Source organism: Streptomyces sp. NBC_00887 (assembly GCF_045207585.1).
Window position 1 is genome coordinate 3,863,020 of record NZ_CP108788.1, and the last position, 17,057, is coordinate 3,880,076.

The 17,057-nt window shown below is 70.2% G+C and carries 14 protein-coding genes; 8 read left to right on the forward strand and 6 right to left on the reverse strand.

Annotated elements, in window-relative coordinates:
- Positions 1–277: 277 nt before the first annotated feature.
- Positions 278–871, forward strand: a complete 594-nt coding sequence (locus OG844_RS17570; protein WP_406391355.1) for a TetR/AcrR family transcriptional regulator — start codon at positions 278–280, stop codon at positions 869–871.
- Positions 868–1,704: an alpha/beta fold hydrolase gene (locus tag OG844_RS17575; RefSeq protein ID WP_406391357.1), complete on the forward strand. Its 837-nt coding sequence runs from the start codon at positions 868–870 to the stop codon at positions 1,702–1,704. The genes OG844_RS17570 and OG844_RS17575 overlap by 4 nt, the downstream gene beginning before the upstream one ends.
- A 146-nt stretch (positions 1,705–1,850) precedes the next feature.
- Here the strand turns inward: OG844_RS17575 and OG844_RS17580 are convergent, their stop codons facing one another.
- The 4 genes from OG844_RS17580 to OG844_RS17595 form a co-directional block, all read right to left on the reverse strand.
- A complete protein-coding gene (locus OG844_RS17580; RefSeq protein ID WP_406391359.1) occupies positions 1,851–2,642 on the reverse strand; it encodes an ABC transporter permease in 792 nt (263 codons plus the stop codon).
- Positions 2,639–3,625: an ATP-binding cassette domain-containing protein gene (locus OG844_RS17585; RefSeq protein ID WP_406391361.1), complete on the reverse strand. Its 987-nt coding sequence runs from the start codon at positions 3,623–3,625 to the stop codon at positions 2,639–2,641. Before OG844_RS17585 ends, OG844_RS17580 begins: the two co-directional genes overlap by 4 nt.
- 92 nt (positions 3,626–3,717) lie before the next feature.
- The gene (locus OG844_RS17590) at positions 3,718–4,560 is read right to left on the reverse strand and encodes a DUF4097 family beta strand repeat-containing protein (RefSeq protein ID WP_406391363.1); all 843 of its coding nucleotides are present in this window, start codon (positions 4,558–4,560) and stop codon (positions 3,718–3,720) included.
- A gap of 80 nt (positions 4,561–4,640) precedes the next feature.
- Complete coding sequence (locus OG844_RS17595; protein WP_406391365.1) at positions 4,641–5,159, reverse strand: toxin-antitoxin system HicB family antitoxin; 519 nt, start codon at positions 5,157–5,159, stop codon at positions 4,641–4,643.
- A gap of 859 nt (positions 5,160–6,018) precedes the next feature.
- Here OG844_RS17595 and OG844_RS17600 point away from each other — a divergent pair.
- The 6 genes from OG844_RS17600 (at position 6,019) to OG844_RS17625 (ending at position 13,899) form a co-directional block, all read left to right on the forward strand.
- Positions 6,019–8,517, forward strand: a complete 2,499-nt coding sequence (locus OG844_RS17600) for a nitrate- and nitrite sensing domain-containing protein (protein ID WP_406391367.1) — start codon at positions 6,019–6,021, stop codon at positions 8,515–8,517.
- On the forward strand, positions 8,514–8,918 hold the full coding sequence (locus tag OG844_RS17605; RefSeq protein ID WP_406391369.1) for a roadblock/LC7 domain-containing protein: 405 nt from the start codon (positions 8,514–8,516) through the stop codon (positions 8,916–8,918). Before OG844_RS17600 ends, OG844_RS17605 begins: the two co-directional genes overlap by 4 nt.
- A gap of 131 nt (positions 8,919–9,049) precedes the next feature.
- The gene (locus OG844_RS17610) at positions 9,050–10,252 is read left to right on the forward strand and encodes an ABC transporter substrate-binding protein (protein WP_406391371.1); all 1,203 of its coding nucleotides are present in this window, start codon (positions 9,050–9,052) and stop codon (positions 10,250–10,252) included.
- A gap of 1 nt (position 10,253) precedes the next feature.
- The gene (locus tag OG844_RS17615) at positions 10,254–12,377 is read left to right on the forward strand and encodes an ABC transporter permease (RefSeq protein WP_406391373.1); all 2,124 of its coding nucleotides are present in this window, start codon (positions 10,254–10,256) and stop codon (positions 12,375–12,377) included.
- Positions 12,374–13,159, forward strand: a complete 786-nt coding sequence (locus OG844_RS17620; protein ID WP_406391375.1) for an ABC transporter ATP-binding protein — start codon at positions 12,374–12,376, stop codon at positions 13,157–13,159. Before OG844_RS17615 ends, OG844_RS17620 begins: the two co-directional genes overlap by 4 nt.
- An 11-nt stretch (positions 13,160–13,170) precedes the next feature.
- Complete coding sequence (locus OG844_RS17625; RefSeq protein ID WP_406396172.1) at positions 13,171–13,899, forward strand: ABC transporter ATP-binding protein; 729 nt, start codon at positions 13,171–13,173, stop codon at positions 13,897–13,899.
- A 59-nt stretch (positions 13,900–13,958) separates the two neighbouring features.
- Here the strand turns inward: OG844_RS17625 and OG844_RS17630 are convergent, their stop codons facing one another.
- Both OG844_RS17630 and OG844_RS17635 read right to left on the reverse strand, forming a co-directional pair.
- Positions 13,959–15,176 (reverse strand): FAD-dependent monooxygenase, encoded by a 1,218-nt coding sequence (locus tag OG844_RS17630; protein WP_406391377.1) that lies wholly within the window; start codon positions 15,174–15,176, stop codon positions 13,959–13,961.
- A 195-nt stretch (positions 15,177–15,371) separates the two neighbouring features.
- Positions 15,372–16,430, reverse strand: a complete 1,059-nt coding sequence (locus OG844_RS17635) for a VWA domain-containing protein (RefSeq protein ID WP_406391379.1) — start codon at positions 16,428–16,430, stop codon at positions 15,372–15,374.
- Positions 16,431–17,057: the final 627 nt, after the last annotated feature.

Sequence of the window (17,057 nt, forward strand, 5' to 3'; positions counted from 1 at the left end):
CCTCGACCGATCATGGGTGGTAACACGCGTCACACATGCGCTGGACCAGCACTGTGAGGTCCGAGAAGAACCACCCATATGCCAGGAAATCGCGCAGAGGCTCTTGCAGATGCGGCGCCCATACCCACCACAAGATTGCACCTGCGGATCGCGCGAACCACGACGGCCCGCCTCAGCCTCTCCGATGCCCGCTCACGTGGAGCGGTCGCGAACCCTCCTTGCCATCCCTAGGGCTCCTAGGTTAAAACTAGGGCCCCTAGGAAACGGTGGTGGGTGCATGGTGCGGGCAGGGCTGACGGCTCAGCGGGTGACGGTCGCGGGCGCCGAGCTGGCGGACGAGGTGGGGCTCGACCGGGTGACCATGTCGCAGGTTGCCCGGCGGCTCGGCGTGAAGGACGCGAGTCTCTACACGCACGTCCGCGGTCTGGAGGATCTGCGCGGACGCATCGCGCTGCTGGCGGCGGACGAGAAGACCATCCGTATCGCCGAGGCGACCACCGGCCGGTCGGGCAAGGATGCTCTGGTCGCGTTCGCCGACGCCTGGCGGGAGTACGCCCACGAGCATCCGGGCCGCTACACGGCCACGCAGATCCCGATCGAGATCGACCCGGAACTGGCCGCGAACGCGCCAGGACCGCGGCGCGCGGTCGAGCTGACCTACGGCATGCTGCGCGGCTACGGACTGGCCGAACCGGACCTGACCGACGCGGTCCGGTTGCTGCGCAGCACGTTCCACGGGTTCGTCGCCCTGGAGGCCGCGGGCGGGTTCGCCCACCGGCGTTCACCGCAGCAGTCCTGGCTCCGCGCCCTCGACGCCCTGCACACGCTCCTGGAGCGCTGGCCCCCGTCCGGAGAAGGGCCCTCCTCATGACCGGTCCCACCATCGGCAGGCTGCGCGTGAACGGCGCGACTCTCCACTACGAAGTGCGCGGCCACGGCCCACTCCTGCTCCTGATCCCCGGAGGGACGGGCGGGGCGGCCTCCTTCGACAACATCGCCGACGACCTCGCCGCCGCGCACACAGTCGCCACCTACGACCCGCGCGGCATGTCCCGAAGCACGCTGGACGACCCCGAGGCCGAACAGCGCGTCGCCGAACACGCTGACGACGCGTTCCGCCTGCTGGAACTGCTGTCGCCCGGTGAGCCCGCGCGCGTGTTCGGCGCCAGTTCGGGCGCGATCGCCGCCCTGCACCTGCTCACCACCCGTCCCGAACGCGTCGAACGCCTCGTGGCGCACGAACCCCCGGTGGTCATGGTCCTGCCGGACGCCGACGGCCATCGCCGGTTCATCGCCCGGGTTCAGGAGACCTTCCGCGCCCACGGACTCGGGCCGGCGATGGCCGTGTTCGCCGAAGGGCTGAAGAAGGACGGCGACGACACCGCGCCGAAGGCCGACATCGAGCTTCCACCGCGGGCGGCGGCGAGAGCCGGACAGTCCATGGAAGACCTGCCGTACTTCGTCGGGCGCATCGTTCCCGCCTTCATGTCCTACACCCCGGACACGAACCGGCTGGCGGCCCTGTCGGACCGGCTCGTACTCGCGGGCGGCCAGGACTCCCGCGGCGAGCCGGCCTACCGTCCGGCCGCTCTCCTGGCAGAGCGTCTCGGCCAGGAGCTCCTGCACTTCCCCGGCGGCCACATCGGCCTGACCACACACCCCGCCCGGTTCGGCGAACTCCTGCGCAAGGCGCTCCTCGATTAGGGGCAGTCCCTCGGATCATGTGCGGAGCCGGACCTGTCCGTGGTGCGGCGGAGTACGCCGGCGGGGCGGCGCCCGCCGACACGGTGTCGGGGTGCGCCGCCCTGGGGCGGCACCGGTTGCGGGAGCCGCCCCGCGTGGGCAGGGGGCTACTTCGGGTCCTCGTTGAACTTCGAGGTCGACCAGAAGTAGCCGAGCACCACGAGGCCCAGGCACCAGGCCACGGCAAGCCATCCGTTGTGGCCGATCCCGCTGCCGAGCAGCAGCCCGCGGAGGGTTTCGATGGCGGGGGTGAAGGGCTGGTACTCGGCGATCGGCCGGAACCAGCCGGGCATGGATTCGACCGGGGTGAAGGCGCTGGACAGGAGCGGCAGCAGGATCAGTGGCGTCGCATTGTTGCTGGCCGCTTCGGCATTCGGGCTGACCAGGCCCATACCGACCGCGATCCAGGTGAGCGCCGTGGCGAAGAGCACCAGCAGCCCGAATGCCGCCAGCCACTCCAGGGCGGTCGCGTCCGTGGATCGGAAACCGATGGCCACGCCGACGGCACCCACGAGGACCACGCTCATGACCGACTGCAGCACGCTGCCGACGACGTGCCCGACGAGCACCGAAGGACGGTGGATCGCCATCGTCCGGAAACGGGCGATGATGCCCTCGGTCATATCGTTCGAGACGGACACCGCGGTGCCCACCACGGTGGAGCCGATGGTCATCAGCAGCAGGCCGGGGACGACATAGGCGATGTACGCGGAGCGGTCCGCCCCGCCGCCACCGATGCCCGAGCTCATCGCGTCGCCGAAGATGTAGACGAAGAGCAGCAGCAGCATGATCGGGGTGAGCAGCAGGTTCAGGGTGAGGGACGGATAGCGGCGCGCGTGCAGGAGGTTGCGGCGCAGCATCGTCGACGAGTCGCGGACGGCGAGGGACAGGGCACTCATCGGACGGTCTCCTTGTGCTGGTCGGGGATGGTGGTTCCGTCGGTCAGGGCGAAGAAGACGTCGTCGAGGTCGGGGGTGTGCACGGTCAGTTCGTCCGCCTCGATGCCGGCCGAGTCCAGCCAGTCGAGGATGGAGCGCAGTTCGCGCTGGCTGCCGTCGCTGGGGATCTGCAGGGACAGTGCCTCGTCGTCACGGGTCACCTCACGCAGGGCGGAGGCGGCGGACCGGTAGGCGGCCGGGTCGGTGAAGCGGAGGCGGACGTGCCCGCCGGGGACGATCCGCTTCAGCTCGTCGGCGCTGCCTTCGGCGGCGATCTTTCCGTCGTTCAACACGGCGATGCGGTCGGCGAGTTCGTCGGCCTCCTCCAGGTACTGGGTGGTGAGGAAGACGGTGACGCCGTCGGCGACGAGCTCGCGGATGATCTTCCACATGTTGTGGCGGGAGCGCGGGTCGAGGCCGGTGGTCGGTTCGTCGAGGAAGATGATCCGCGGGTTCCCGACCAGGGTCATCGCGATGTCGAGGCGGCGCTTCATGCCGCCGGAGTAGGTGGAGGCGGGCTTCTTCGCCGCCTCGACGAGGTCGAAGCGCTCCAGAAGTTCGGCGGCGACCCGCCGCCCCTCCTGCTTGGACAGGTGGTGCAGATCCGCCATGAGGAGCATGTTCTCCTCGCCGGTGATCAGCCCGTCCACGGCGGAGAACTGCCCCGTGACACCGATCGCGGCACGAACCGCCTGCGGATCGGCGGCGACGTCGTGACCGCCGACCTGGGCCTGCCCGCCGTCGGCGGTGATGAGCGTGGAAAGGATCTTCACCGCGGTGGTCTTGCCGGCGCCGTTCGGCCCCAGCAGCGCGAACACGGACCCGGTCGGGATGCGCAGATCGATGCCGTCGAGGACGAGCTTGTCACCGTACGACTTGCGCAACCCGACGGCGGAGACTGCGGCCGGCGACGGGTCAACGCCACCGTTCTCTGATGCGGACATGACAGATGAAGGCACGGGGCCCTCCCGTTCGAAGTCTGAGATGACTCAGGGCGTAGGCGAGTTGAGACAGGTCGGTGGTGCTGGTACCGGGGTCAGACCTTGGCGCGGCGGATGTCGATGCTGCCCCAGCGGGTGCGGGCGCGGATCTTGACGGTGTCCTCGGCCCCCTCCGGCGTCTCGGACGCGGTGAGACTGTTGCGCACCTGCCCGCGGTGGGACTTGACGTCGAGCCAGGCGGCCGTGCCCTCGCGCACACCGATGCCGATGGCTCCGAAGGAGGTCTCCAACTCGACTGTTCCGCGGGCGATTTCGTCCACGCGCAAGGTGCCGTGGGCGGTGGTGGCGGTGACGGAGTCCTCGGCGCGCCGGATCTCGATGTCACCGTTGGCGCCGCGCACCCGCAGTTCGCCGGTCACGGCACCGACGGTCGTGGTTCCGTGCGAGTTCTTCAGGACGGCGGGGCCGTCGACGACGCCGACGCGCAGGCTGCCGGAGCTGGTGGTGATCTCGGCCGCACCCTCGACCCGGTCCACGGTGATCGAGCCGTGCGACGCGGTCAGGTTCAGCGGGCCGGTCGTGTCGAGGCGGACGTCCCCGGACGAGGTCTTCACGCGGACCTCGCCGAGCCTGCCCTCGCCGAGCACCTGGGCCCAGGAGCCGGTCATGTCGATGCGCGAGCCCGTGGGCAGTTCGACCGTCACGTCGACGGCTCCGGTGCGGCCGAGCAGATTGGCCTTGGGCGTCCTGACGGTCAGTGCGCCGCTTGCGAAGGTGACCTCCGTCTGGTCGGCCGCCCTTACGTCCTGGTCCTTCTTCGGGTCGCGGGGCCGCACCTCGATCACGGTGTCGAGGCGGTCGCCCGCGGTGAACTGGATGGAACCGGCCTCCACGTGCGCCGTGGCCGAGATCGGTTCGGGAGTGTCGAAAGAAGGCATGGCTGTCCCGTCCTCTGGGTCTCTGGGGCGTCCCCGCTGGTGGGACGTGGTGTGGTGTGGGTGGTACGGGCCGGGCGCGGCTAGCGCACCCAGCCCGTGAAGCTCTGTCCGATGGTCTGGGTCTTCTCCGTCGTACGCGGCCGGGCGCCGCCGTCCACAGCTGCCGACACGGCGCGTACGAGCCAAGCGTTGACCGACAGGCCCTCACGGGTCGCGGCCTCCTCGGCGCGTGCCTTGAGGTGGGCCGGCACGCGCAGGTTGATGCGGGCGGTGCCGCCCTCGTCGCCGTCGGCCGGGACCGGGGCCCTGAGTGGCTCGGCGGGCCCGGCCGGCTCCGCGGCGGCACCGCCGTCGGTGGGCGGCAGTGTCACCACGAAGTCGGGTTCGAGCCCGCGCAGCCGCACGTCGACCGAACCGGGGGCGAGTTCGCGGGTGACCTCGTCCATGGCGGCGGACAGCACATTGAGCAGGGTCAGCCGGGTCGCCGACTCCAGAGGAGCGGTGAGCCTCTCTGCCAGCTCGCGTGCTTCGTCGCCGCCGGCTTCGGCGGCCACCGCGAGTTCGCGGCGGAGGGTGTCGACATAAGGCGTGAGGTCCATGACGCCATCATGGCACCATGACGGCGCCACACGCAAGCCATACAGCACCACCTCCGGGTCGGCGACCAAGAGAAGTGCTCTGACCTGCATAAATATGGTGGCACCCCTTCGGGCGATCGTGGCGCCACGGCCGCTCACGCACTTCCGCGCATACGGAGTGGCGCCGGATGGCGCCGAGTGGCGCCACGCGGCGCCATGCGAGGTCGCCACGAAACCGGATCCGTTCACCCCGTGGAGCAGATCGCGACCCCGGTCCGGACGCCGCGAACCATCACGCGCACTCCGTTGCGGATCGCGGCAGATCATCACTGCCCTTTCACGGAAAGGTCCTTTCGGTGCGCAGGATCATGCGCCTCCACGGGCGGCGCCGGCGTCCGCGCATGGCGGACAGTCCGCTCGCCGTCGCCAGGCGCCGAATGGACCCAACCTTCCACAACGACATTCGGACATCGGACGGGCAGTCAAGTCGGCGCGCCGGGGTTCTCCGCGAGTGGCCCGCGGACCCCCGGGCGGACCTCCGGCGATGCGGCGGACCGCTGGTCAGGCTCGGTCTCCTGGGACTTCCCCGAACCTGCAAGCCGCGTTCAAGAGCCTTTGTTTTCAGAGCAGTTGTGGCCGATTCGGGCCGCTCCCGTGCTGCTTCTGCGCACAATTTTCGACGTTGTACCCGTCCGTAGCCACGTCCTACGGCATAGGATCATGCCGCGCCACTGGGGCCCCACCTGCCCCAACTGCCCCGTCTGTCCCATCCACATCGGTGCAGACGATGTGCCGACGTTCCCACCGACACCCCCAACCCGTTAACAGGTATCTGCGTGTCACCGATACTCAGCACCGGCTCCGGCGATGGAGCCGCGCAGTGAAAATCAATCGTCGCCTCGTCCTCCTCGTCACCGCGCCTCTCACCGTGGCCGTCACCTTCTCGGTTCTGGCCCTCGCGCCCGCGACCAACCAGGCGCTGCAGGCAAACCGGCTGACCGCGATGGTCGATGCCGCAACCGGCGCAGGCGAGTTAACCCACCAGTTACAGAGGGAGCGTGCGGCAGCCACCGCACTGGTCTCCGAACAAGGAAATGCGGAAGCGTTCCGGGCAACGTCCGACGCGACCGACAAGAGCATCACCAGATTCCGCGGTCAGATCGAGCGCCTGTCCGAAGTACCGGGCAGTGCACAGGGCGCCCTGGACCGCATCGAGCGCTTCATCGACGAGATGCCCGCCCTGCGCGCCCAGGTGCGCTCGGGCAGCGGCACCATCTCCGCCCTCGCCTTCGGCTATCGGATCGTGATCGCCGACCTCAACGGCTACCGCGACGGCATCGCGCAGGCAGACGGTGTCGACGCCGACATCGCGGACCGGATCCGCGCCGCCGCCGCCCTGTCCGAGGCTGCCGAGTACACCGCCCAGCAGCAGGTCACGGTGATGCGGGCGCAGGCCGCGGGCGGATTCACGACCGCTTCGCAGCGGACGTTCGACGCCGGCCGGCTGGGCTACACCGAGTCGACCGGTGTCCTGTTCGACCTCGGCCCCGGCCAATGGCGGACCTGGCTCGAGCGCACCCTCTCCGGTGCGAAGGCGCTGGAGGCCCGACGACTCGAGGACGAGATCGGGCGCACGGGAGCCGGCAAGGACATCACGGTCACTCCGCAGGAGTGGCAGAAGGCCTCCGACGACCGTCAGAAGCTGCTGCGTTCGGTGGAGAAGCGGATCGACGAGTCCGTCTACGCGACGGTCTCCGACACGCGCACCACGCTCATGTGGTTTGCCGGGGCCGAGGTCGCCCTTGTGCTGCTGACCCTGGTCGGTGCCATCGTCGTCGCCATCCGTCTGGGTCGCGTCATGATCAGACGGCTGCGCGATCTGCGCAACGCCGCGCACGAGGTGGCCCACACCGGACTGCCCGCCGTGATGAACGAACTGTCCCAGCCCGGCGCCCTCAGCGGCGCGACGCCCGAGCAGGTGGCGCGGCGTACGGGCAACCCGGTGAGGACCACGGGCGACGACGAGATCGGCGAGGTCGGTGAGGCCTTCAACGCCGTCCACCACGAAGCCGTCCGTCTGGCCGCCCAACAAGCCCACATCCATGAACAGTTCGCCGAGACATTGGTCGGTGTCGCCCGAAGGGGTGCGCAGTTGACCGCTGTCATGGTGTCCGAGCTGGACACGGTGCAGCGCGACGAGGCCGACCCCGTGCGGATGAAGACCCTCTTCGCTCTCGACCACCTCGCGATCCGCATGGAGCGCAACACCAACAACCTGCTGGTGCTCGGTGGTTACGGGCAGGCTCGGGTGCGCACGGCCGACGTCGCGTGTTCCACCGTCATCGTGGCCGCGGCCCAGCAGATCGAACGCTTCGACCGTGTGTCTCTCGGCGTCGTCGAATCGGGCATCGGCGTCACCGCCCGCGCCGTCCACGACGTGGCACACATCCTGGCTGAACTCCTCGACAACGCGACCCGGTTCTCGCCACCCGACAAGCAGGTCGGGGTCGCCGTGTGGCGGCTGTGGGACCGCGCCGTCGTGCAGATCGTCGACGAGGGGGTGGGCATCACGGCCGAGCGCCGCGCCGTCCACAACGCCGCGCTGCTCGAACCGCAGGCGGGTATCGGAGACGTACGGTCCATGGGTCTGCACGTGGTGGCACGGCTCGCCGCGCGCCACGGCATCGTCGTCGAACTGCGCGACTCGTCCGGCCCCGGCACCATCGCCGAGGTCACCCTGCCCGCGAAGGTCCTTGCCGCGGCGCCCGAAGAGGCCGTACCGCCGCAGCCGGGGATGTCCGGCGAAGATCGCGGCAACGACGGCCGCGACAACGATGTTCGCTACGAATCGCCCCGTCCGGTCACACCACCCGGACCGTCCGCCCGCAGGCAGCCGGCCGGAGTGGGCGGGTGGCCCGACCGCACCGGCGCCCCCGTCGGCAGCGGCGGCGCGCCCACCGGCGGTGACTACGCTCCGGGCCGGGCCGGCAGGACGCCGGGCGCGAACCGGGGTGGCGGCGTGCCGCCCGGCGACAACGGGTCCCACGGTGGCGGGTCCGACGCCGGCACGCGTGAGCGGGAGCGCGGCACCTCGCCGGCCCCGCACCCCGTGCACGACGAACCGGTTTCGCGCATCGCCGGAGTCAGCTCCTCAGGACTGCCCCTGCGCCAGCGCAACACCCCACAGCAGTGGCCCACCTTGGGCAAACGGGACGGCGCGGAACAGCGTTCAGGCGCCACCGCGCCGAGGCCGTCGCCCCGCCGCCGGGACTCCCGGCAGGTCTCCGACGTCCTGGCGGCGTACGCACAAGGGATCAACAGGAGCACGAACCGTGCGCGCTCCGCCACCGACGACGACACCGAACGGACCAAGAAATGACCTCCCCCAACGACCTGAGCTGGATCCTGAGCGGCTTCGCCGGACGCATCCCGGAAGTCACCCAGGCGATAGCCGTGTCCGTGGACGGGCTCGCACTGGCTTACACCGGTGTGGAACGTGACGACGCCGAGCGGCTGGCCGCCATCGCCTCCGGTGTCGTCAACCTGCTTTCCGCCGCAGCCCAGTTGACGAACACCGATCCTGTCGAGCACAGCCTCACCGCGATGGAGGGCGGCTACATGTTCTCGATGGCCGTCTCCAGCGGCGCCTCGCTGCTGGTGACCACCACCAGGGAAGCGGACATCGGCGAGGTCAGTTACATGATGTCCGAACTCATCAACCAGGTCGGTGACTCACTGACCCCCCAGGTCCGCGACCCGAGCCTGCCGCCTTCGCGTTGATCACCGACCGCACAGCACTCACCACCGTACGACCGGCGGCGCCACCCCACGCGTCGGGCCCGCTCGACAGCAAGCCCCGCCCGTTCCACCCGTTCTGACCGATGCCCCCGATACTCCCGATGAGAGCCCCCATGTTCTTTGACATATCCACTTCCCGCCGCCGCAGACTCCGGCCGGCCGGCGCCGCCGCCCTCGCCCTCGGCCTGACAGCCCTGACCGGATGCAGCGGCGACAGCGGCGCCGACGACGACACCGTGAAGGTGGGTCTGGTGGCCTCCCTGTCCGGCACCTACGAGCCGGTCGGCACCGAACTGCGAGCCGGGTTCGAGCTCTACCTGAACACCCACGGCAACAAGCTGGGCGGACGCAAGGTCGAGCTCATCGTGGCGGACGAGGGCGACGGTCCGCCGACCGCCGTTCCCGCGGCCACCAAGCTGGTCAAGAAGGACAAGGTCGACGTGCTGACGGGTCTCGTCAGCGGTGGCTCGGTCAACGCGGTGCTGCCCCTGGTCAACCAGGCCAAGATCCCCTTCCTGGGGTCGAACGGCCGGCCACCCATCAAGGACCTCGAGTACGTGTGGACGACGAGCTTCCTGTCCGACGAGCCGGGCAAGGCCATCGCCCCGTACGTCAAGGAGAAGGTCGACGGACCTGTCTACGCGATCGGCCCCGACTACCAGGGCGGTTACGACGAACTGCGCGGCTTCACCGACGAGTTCAAGCGGGTCAAGGGCAAGCTCGCCAACCCGGGCGGCAAGACCACCTGGACGCCGTTCCCGAAGACCACCAACTTCATGCCGTACTTCGCCGACATCGCCAAGACGGACGCCGAGGCGGTGTACTGCTTCTACGCCGGCAAGGCCGCGATCGACTTCGCCAAGCAGTACGCCCAGTCCGACATCGCCGATCTGCCGCTGTACACGGCCTTCGTCACCGAGGGCAGTGTGCTCCAGGCCCAGGGCCCCGCGGCGAAGGACATCTACTCGGTCCTGAACTACGCGGCCGACCTCGACAACGAGGCCAACCGCAAGTTCGCCGCCGACTGGACCGCCGAGCACGACACGCAGCCCACCACGTACGCGATGGCGTCGTACGACGCCGCTGCCGTACTGGACAAGGCGATCGCCGACGCGGTGAAGGGCGGGGACGTGACGCCCAAGACCATCAACAAGGCCATCGCGGGCCTCGGCCAGATCGACAGCCCACGCGGCGCCTGGGAGTTCGGCGACAAGGCGCACTCGCCGGTGCAGACCTGGTACCTGCGCCAGGTTCGGCCGGACGGCGCCCAGCTGGCCAACGTCATGGTCCAGGACCTGGCCACGCTCGGCGGCTGACATGGAGCTCCTCGATGCCCACCTCATACCGGCGGTGGACGGGGTCGCCTACGGGCTGCTGCTGTTCGTGGTCGCCGCCGGTCTGAGTCTCGCCTTCGGCACCGCGGGTGTGCTGAATCTGTCGCACGGCACGCTGTACGCGATCGGCGCCTACACGGGGGCCGAGCTGAGCGACGGGACCTGGGGCGGCCTCGCCCTCGGGCTGGCCGCCGGAACCGCGGCGGCGTGCGTCGCCGGGGCGGGGCTGTCCGCCGCGACGGCTCCGCTCGCCGGGCGTGGGCATCTCGCTCAAGCACTGCTGACCTTCGGGCTCGCCCTCGTCGGCGGTGACCTGCTCATCCAGTTCTTCGGGGCGGACGAGCTCCCGGTACGCGTGCCCGAGGCGCTCGACTCCTCGGTGACGCTGCTGGGCCACCGGTACCCCGCGTACCGGCTCGGCTTCATCATGATGGCCGTGCTGCTCGCGGCGTTCGGCACCTGGGTGCTGACCCGGACCCGCATGGGTGCGGCAGTACGGGCCGCCGCCGACGATCCGCAGATGCTCGCGACCACCGGCCACAACCCCCGGGCGGTGCACACCGGTGTGCTCGCGGCGGCAGGTGCGCTGGCCGGTGCCGCGGGCGTCCTCGGGGCACCGATCATCGGTCCCGGCCCGGGCACGTCGGAGAACGTGCTGATGCTGTCCCTCGTGGTGGTCGTGCTCGGCGGGCTGCGCTCGCTCTGGGCGACGCTCGCGGCGGCGGTCGCCGTGGGCGAGGTGCAGACGCTGGGCATCTCGGTGGCACCCGACCTGGCGCCGTACCTGCTCTTCGCCGCGATGGCGGCCGTGCTGGTGCTCCGCTCGCGCTTCGCGGAACCGGTGACCGCGCACGGTACGGAGGGCTCCGTCTCGGACCCGGTGGCCCGGCTCCGCCGCCACATCTCCGCGCGGCTGCGACGGCGGCCGAACGGGGTGGCAGGCGCGGACCAGGTCGCCACGGCTTCCGGAACGGGCGACACCAAGGCCTCTCCGGAGAAGGCCCGTTGGACTGATGCGGTGCTGTCGCCAGGAAGGAACAGGGGCGCGCTCGCGGGCATCGGGGGGCTACCGCGCGGGGCAGCGGGGCGGCAGGCCGCCCCGCTGCTCGTACTGCTCGTCGTGTTGATCGCGCTGCCGGGGGTGCTCGACGCGTACAGCATCTCGCTGGCCGGTTCCGCCCTGGCTCTGGGACTGCTCGCGGTCAGTGTCACCATCCTCACCGGCTACGCCGGGCTGCCCACGCTCGGGCAGACCGCGCCGTTCGCCGTCGGCGCGTACGCCACCGCGAACCTCGCGGAGGCCGGATGGACGATGGGTCCGGTCCAGATCATCCTCTCGGCGCTCGCGGCAGCGGTCTTCTCCGTGGTGACGGGGCCGGCCGTGATTCGGGCCCGTGGCACCACCGTGCTGATGATCACGCTCGCCATCGGTGAGCTGAGCGGCGCGGTCATCAATCAGATCAAGTCCGTCACCGGCGGCGCCGACGGTCTCGTCGGTTTCCCGGCCACCCAGGCGCCGTGGGGCGGGGAGGGGATGTCCGAGGAGAGTGAGCTCTACACCTACGCACTCGCCGTCGCCGTCATCGCCGTCACCATCGCTCTGCTCGTGCTGCGCTCCCCGGCCGGGAAGCTGCTGACCGGCACCCGGGGTGCCGAAGCGCGGATGCGTGCCTCGGGGCACCCGGTGGGCCGCTACCTTCTGGTGGCGCACATCTGCGCCGGCGCGCTGGCCGGTGTGGGCGGCTCGCTGATGGTCACCGTCCAGCAGTACCTCTCCCCCGCCGATGTCGGCTTCGAGATCGCCGCGTTCGCCCTGCTGGCGGCCGTCATCGGCGGCACGACGTCCGTCATCGGCGCCCTGATGGGCGCCGGGCTCATCGTCGCCACCCGGGACTGGGTCGCCGGTACGTGGCCCGGCCACGGGCCGCTGCTGCTCGGCGCGCTGTTCGTCGCCGCCGTGTACCTGCTGCCCCGGGGTCTGGCCGGCCTGCGCGGCGGATCCGGCCGGAACGGGCCGGCGTCCGACGGGCCCCGGCCCGACGGCCGTCCCCCGGCCTCGCCCGCCTCCGCACCCACCCCGACCAGCGCCGGGAAGGCCTCCCCATGACGCCCGCACCGACCGCCGCGGCACCACTCCCGGTACTGGACCTCACCCACCTCACCCGGAGGTACGGCAGTCTCACCGCCGTCGAGGACGTCAGCCTCCGGCTCCCCGCCGGTGCCCGGCACGCCGTCATCGGCCCCAACGGGGCGGGCAAGACCACCCTGCTCAACCTCATCGCCGGAACCGACCGTCCCGACCACGGGACGATCGCCCTGGACGGCGCGGACATCACCCGCACGGCCACCGCGAGGCGCAGCCGCCTGGGTGTCGCCCGCAGTTTCCAACAGCCGACGGTCATATCCGAGTTGACGGTGCTGGACAATGTCGTACTGGCCGGCTGGCCGCACCACCCGAAACGCCGGGGAGCCTGGCGCAGCCCGTCCCGCTACCGGCTGCACACCGAGTCCGCGGGCCGCCATCTGGAGACCGTCGGGCTCGCGGACCTCGCCCACCGGCCCGCCTCCACGCTCTCCCACGGACAGCGCCGCATGCTCGACCTCGCCGCCGCGCTGGCAGGCAACCCTCGTCTGCTGCTCCTGGACGAGCCGGCGGCCGGGCTGACCGACGGCGACATCGGGCGGCTGCTCGGCATCCTCGGCGGCCTGCCGGAGAGCGTCGCCGTCATCCTGGTCGAGCACCACGTCGAGGTCGTCGCCCAACTCGCGACGACCGTAACCGTGTTGGCGGCCGGACGCGTGCTCGTCACCGGTCCGACCCAGGAGGCGCTCGCGCACCCGGAGGTCCGCGACGCGTACCACAGCACCGGCATTGAAGCGAGAGGATGACCGACGCCCCCATGCTCGAACTCACCGGCCTGACCGCGGGCTACCACGGCGGCACCGTCCTCCACGGCCTCGACCTGTCGGTGCCGGCCGGCACGGTCCACGCCGTCGTCGGCCACAACGGGGCGGGCAAGACCACGCTCGTCCACACCGTCGCCGGACTGATGCGTCCGGGCGCCGGCACCGTACGCCTCGACGGCCGCGACATGACAGGGCAGCCCGCACACCGGATGGCCCGCGCCGGCATCGGTCTCGTACCGCAGGGCCGCCGCGTGTTCGCCGGGCTCACCGTCGCCGAACACCTGCGGCTCTCCTACCGTCCGCCGCGCCGCGGCGACACCACGCGCCCCAGCGTGTGGACGCCCGCACGCGTCCTGGAGCTGCTGCCCCGGCTGGGCGAGCGCCGGGGCAACCGGGGTGCGGATCTGTCCGGCGGCGAACAGCAGATGCTGGCACTGGCCCGCGCGCTGCTCGGCTCCCCCAGTGTGCTGCTGCTCGACGAGCCGACCGAAGGGCTCGCGCCCGTGCTCGTCCGGCAGGTCCACGAGCTGGTGACCACGTTGGCGGACGAGGGCATCGCCGTGCTCCTGGTGTCGCCGAGCCCGGCCCAGGCGGCCGAGTGCGCCCGTACGCTCACGGTCCTCACCTCGGGGCGGATGACGCTGCGACTGGACGGCGCGGACGCCCGAGCCGACGCCACCGCGCTGCACGCCGCGCTCGAACTCTCGCCGACGGCGGTCTGAGACGCGAGGACGGCGCCCGGCCGGTGTGACGGTCGGGCGCCGCCCCCTTCCGCTCCGGCCTACCCGGCCTTGATGCTGTGGCCGCCGAAGCCGCTGCGGCGGTCGGAGCCCTTGTTCTGGTCCTGCCACCACGCGTCGAACTCCGGCTGGCCCATGGCGGACCAGTCCGGTGTGTTCTCGACCTGCGCGCTGCCCATCCTGCGGGCGAGCGCGACCATGGCTGCCCCGACACTGCCTCGTCGGTCGTCGTACCCCTCCAGGATCTCCTTCCAGCTGTCGCCGGCCACCCAGGCGGCTTCCAGTGCGGTGGCGTCCTGGAGCGCCTTCACGCTGCCGCCGCCGATGTGCGGCCGGGCGACGCTGGCGGCGTCGCCGACGAGCACCATCCGCCCGGAGGTGTAGTGCGGCACTTCGAGGTCGTAGATGGGCTGGATGAACGTGGTCTCGGCGGGGGTACCGAGCACCCTGGCCGCCCAGTACGGCGGGAAGTTGTCGGAGACGAGGGCGCGCAGGTGCGCGGTGAGCTCCGAGTTGAGCCGGCCCGGCGGCAGGGAGGTCGGGGTCCGCAGGTCCGGGTGGAGTCCCTCGGTCCGCGGGGGCGCGGTGTAGAGGACCCAGTTGAGAAGGTGGCCGCCGACGCCGTCCGGGATGCGGTAGATCATGCAGTGGCCGCCGGGGAAGACGATGTTGTGTGCGTCGTTGCCGTCCGAGGGAAGGCCGGCGACGTCCCTCGATGTGCCGCGCCAGCCGATGTACCCGGCGTACGTCGCGTCGGCGCCGGGAAACATGGCCTCGCGGACGACGGAACGGTACCCGTCCGCCCCGATCACGACGTCGAAGTGCTCCTCGTATCCGTCCGCGAGCCGCAGCGTCACACCCTCGGCGTCCGGCTCCACGCCGGTGACGACCGCACCGGACCGGTAGTCGACCTCCTCGGGCACCCGACGGCGCAGTTCGCTCCACAGGGAGCCCCAGCTGTAGGCACGGAACGGGAAGGGCTGCTCGCCGATGGCCCGGCCGTGGTCCGCCTCGCCGTCGCGCGCACTCCACACCCGCCGGGTGAGTGGCGCCCAGGGCATCTCGGGCGCCACGTACCCGGCGTCCCTCAGTTCGTCGTACCGGTCGCTGTGGAGGGCGATCCCCACGCCCCTGTCCCGCAGCCGGGCGTCGGCACGCTCTAATACTGTGATCTTCTCGGCTCCGCCGCGCGACGCGGCCAGGGCCGCGGCACACCCCGCTATGCTGCCGCCGACCACGGCGATGCTGCCTCCACGCATGTCTGGCACTCCACTCACTCGGTTCTCCGGTCGCCGTCCCGGGTGCTGTCGCGTCGGCGTGACCGGTGGCAACTACGCCTGAAACAAAGCATGTTGCTCCGATCCCTGCGGTCAGGACCCGAACGGAACCCTATCGAGGAGCGCCCGGCCGGAAACGGCGCTCCGCGTGTACGGCCCGAGGAGTGCGGCGCCCCCTCAGAGCATGATGAGCAGACGCGTATTCGCCTTGAGCTTCCTGTTCACCGAGCGGCTCTGCACGTACACCTCCAGCTTGGGGTTGTTCCCCGCCTTCACGGACACGGTCCCGTGGATGCCCGTACCGAACAGAAGACTGCGCGCCGCGTCGCCCGTGTAGGCGCGGTCGGTGTCCCTCTCGACCACGATGACTTCCTTGTCGGGCTGCACCTGGACCCGAGTCCCCAACTGGTAGTAGCACGAACCGCGTTCGTAGGTGACGCCCGGATGCGAATCGACGAACGCCCGGATCTCGACCTCCTTGTCGACCTTCAGGAGCCGGTACTTGTCGGCGGAGACCGGTGCGAGGTTCGCCCGAACGTCGTCGACCGATATGTCCTGACCGACGGCGAACAGGTTCTTCGTGCCTCGTACACCCTGCTCACGGCCCCGGAGGAAGCTGGTGGCGGCAGCGCGGACGGTGCCGATCGCCTCCTCGACGCCCTCCTTGGAATCCGCGTCCCAGATGGCGATGTTCCCGGCCGGGAATCCGTAGTTCTGGGCGGTGCGCTTCGCCAGGGAGTTCGGGACGAGGATCGCGGAGGTCCAGTGGCCCGGAAGCGCGCCCATCTTCGACGCGATCCTGTCGAGCCAGGGCCCGAGGATGGTCATGTCGCCGTCGTGCCGCCTGTCGCCGCCGGAGGCGTTCTCCTCGCCGTCCGTCACCACGATCTGGAGGAAGCTGTGCTCCCCGTACTCCTCCCAGATGTGGTCCAGGTCGTCCAGGGACTTGAGAGAGGCCTCGATGAGCGCGGTAGCACCGTTGTTGACCTTGTACAGGCCCCGCATGGACGGCAGATGCTTCACGTCCATGTCCCACACCAGGTTCTCCACCCTGTGGTCGAAGGAGTAGAGGCTGATCCGGGTCTCGTGGCCGAGGTTGTCCGACTCGGCCTTCAGACCTGCCACGAACTCGTCCACGACGCGGATGAGCTGACTCTGGTGCTGGTGCATGGAACCCGAGCAATCCACCACCAGCGCGACGTGATTGACCTTGTGCTGAATCTTGTTGGCGGACACGTGTCCACTCCCCCTCCGTGGCTCCCCGAGTGATGCCTTCACCCTATGAGGAGGCACTGACAGTCGAGCCTGACGACCGATGACCCGCCTGCTCCGCCCCACAACCGGCGTGACCCGGTCACCCTCGCGCGCGCTGCCGGGCACGGGCACCGGACCCCCACCCAGGGACCAGGTTCCCAGCTCCGCGCAGAAGTCGAGGTGGTTCTTGCCGCCTGCAGGACGGAGGCGAGGTACATGAGCCGCCCGTCGGAGTCGCAAGGCTTTCCTGTGACGTCCGACGGGTGAATCCGAGGGCGACGCCCTGGATGACCGGATTCTCGGTCTGCGCTTCGGCCATCTGCCTGTGCATGATCGTGAAGAACGAATCGGCCGTGACTGAGCGGTGTATCGCCTCGGTACGCGACATCGTCGACACGGCTGGTCGGCCGTGGAGGAAATGACGCACTCCTCGATCGGTTCGAAATGCCGTATATCGTACGGGATTTCGCTCACAGAAGATGGCGCCCTTGGTGCACCCCGTCAACACCCATAACCATGAGGGAAGCGCGCCTGCGAGACCACTGAAGCGCTTGCTGCGGAAGGCGGATCATGGTTTCGTCGAAGCGCTTCGACAACCTGCTCACGAGC

Bases quoted from the DNA above. Each gene is read 5' to 3' on its own strand.
- OG844_RS17570 (WP_406391355.1), top strand. From the start codon at position 278: ATGGTGCGGGCAGGGCTGACGGCTCAGCGGGTGACGGTCGCGGGCGCC.
- OG844_RS17575 (WP_406391357.1), top strand. From the start codon at position 868: ATGACCGGTCCCACCATCGGCAGGCTGCGCGTGAACGGCGCGACTCTC.
- OG844_RS17580 (WP_406391359.1), bottom strand. From the start codon at position 2,642: ATGAGTGCCCTGTCCCTCGCCGTCCGCGACTCGTCGACGATGCTGCGC.
- OG844_RS17585 (WP_406391361.1), bottom strand. From the start codon at position 3,625: ATGTCCGCATCAGAGAACGGTGGCGTTGACCCGTCGCCGGCCGCAGTC.
- OG844_RS17590 (WP_406391363.1), bottom strand. From the start codon at position 4,560: ATGCCTTCTTTCGACACTCCCGAACCGATCTCGGCCACGGCGCACGTG.
- OG844_RS17595 (WP_406391365.1), bottom strand. From the start codon at position 5,159: ATGGACCTCACGCCTTATGTCGACACCCTCCGCCGCGAACTCGCGGTG.
- OG844_RS17605 (WP_406391369.1), top strand. From the start codon at position 8,514: ATGACCTCCCCCAACGACCTGAGCTGGATCCTGAGCGGCTTCGCCGGA.
- OG844_RS17610 (WP_406391371.1), top strand. From the start codon at position 9,050: ATGTTCTTTGACATATCCACTTCCCGCCGCCGCAGACTCCGGCCGGCC.
- OG844_RS17615 (WP_406391373.1), top strand. From the start codon at position 10,254: ATGGAGCTCCTCGATGCCCACCTCATACCGGCGGTGGACGGGGTCGCC.
- OG844_RS17620 (WP_406391375.1), top strand. From the start codon at position 12,374: ATGACGCCCGCACCGACCGCCGCGGCACCACTCCCGGTACTGGACCTC.
- OG844_RS17625 (WP_406396172.1), top strand. From the start codon at position 13,171: ATGCTCGAACTCACCGGCCTGACCGCGGGCTACCACGGCGGCACCGTC.
- OG844_RS17630 (WP_406391377.1), bottom strand. From the start codon at position 15,176: ATGCGTGGAGGCAGCATCGCCGTGGTCGGCGGCAGCATAGCGGGGTGT.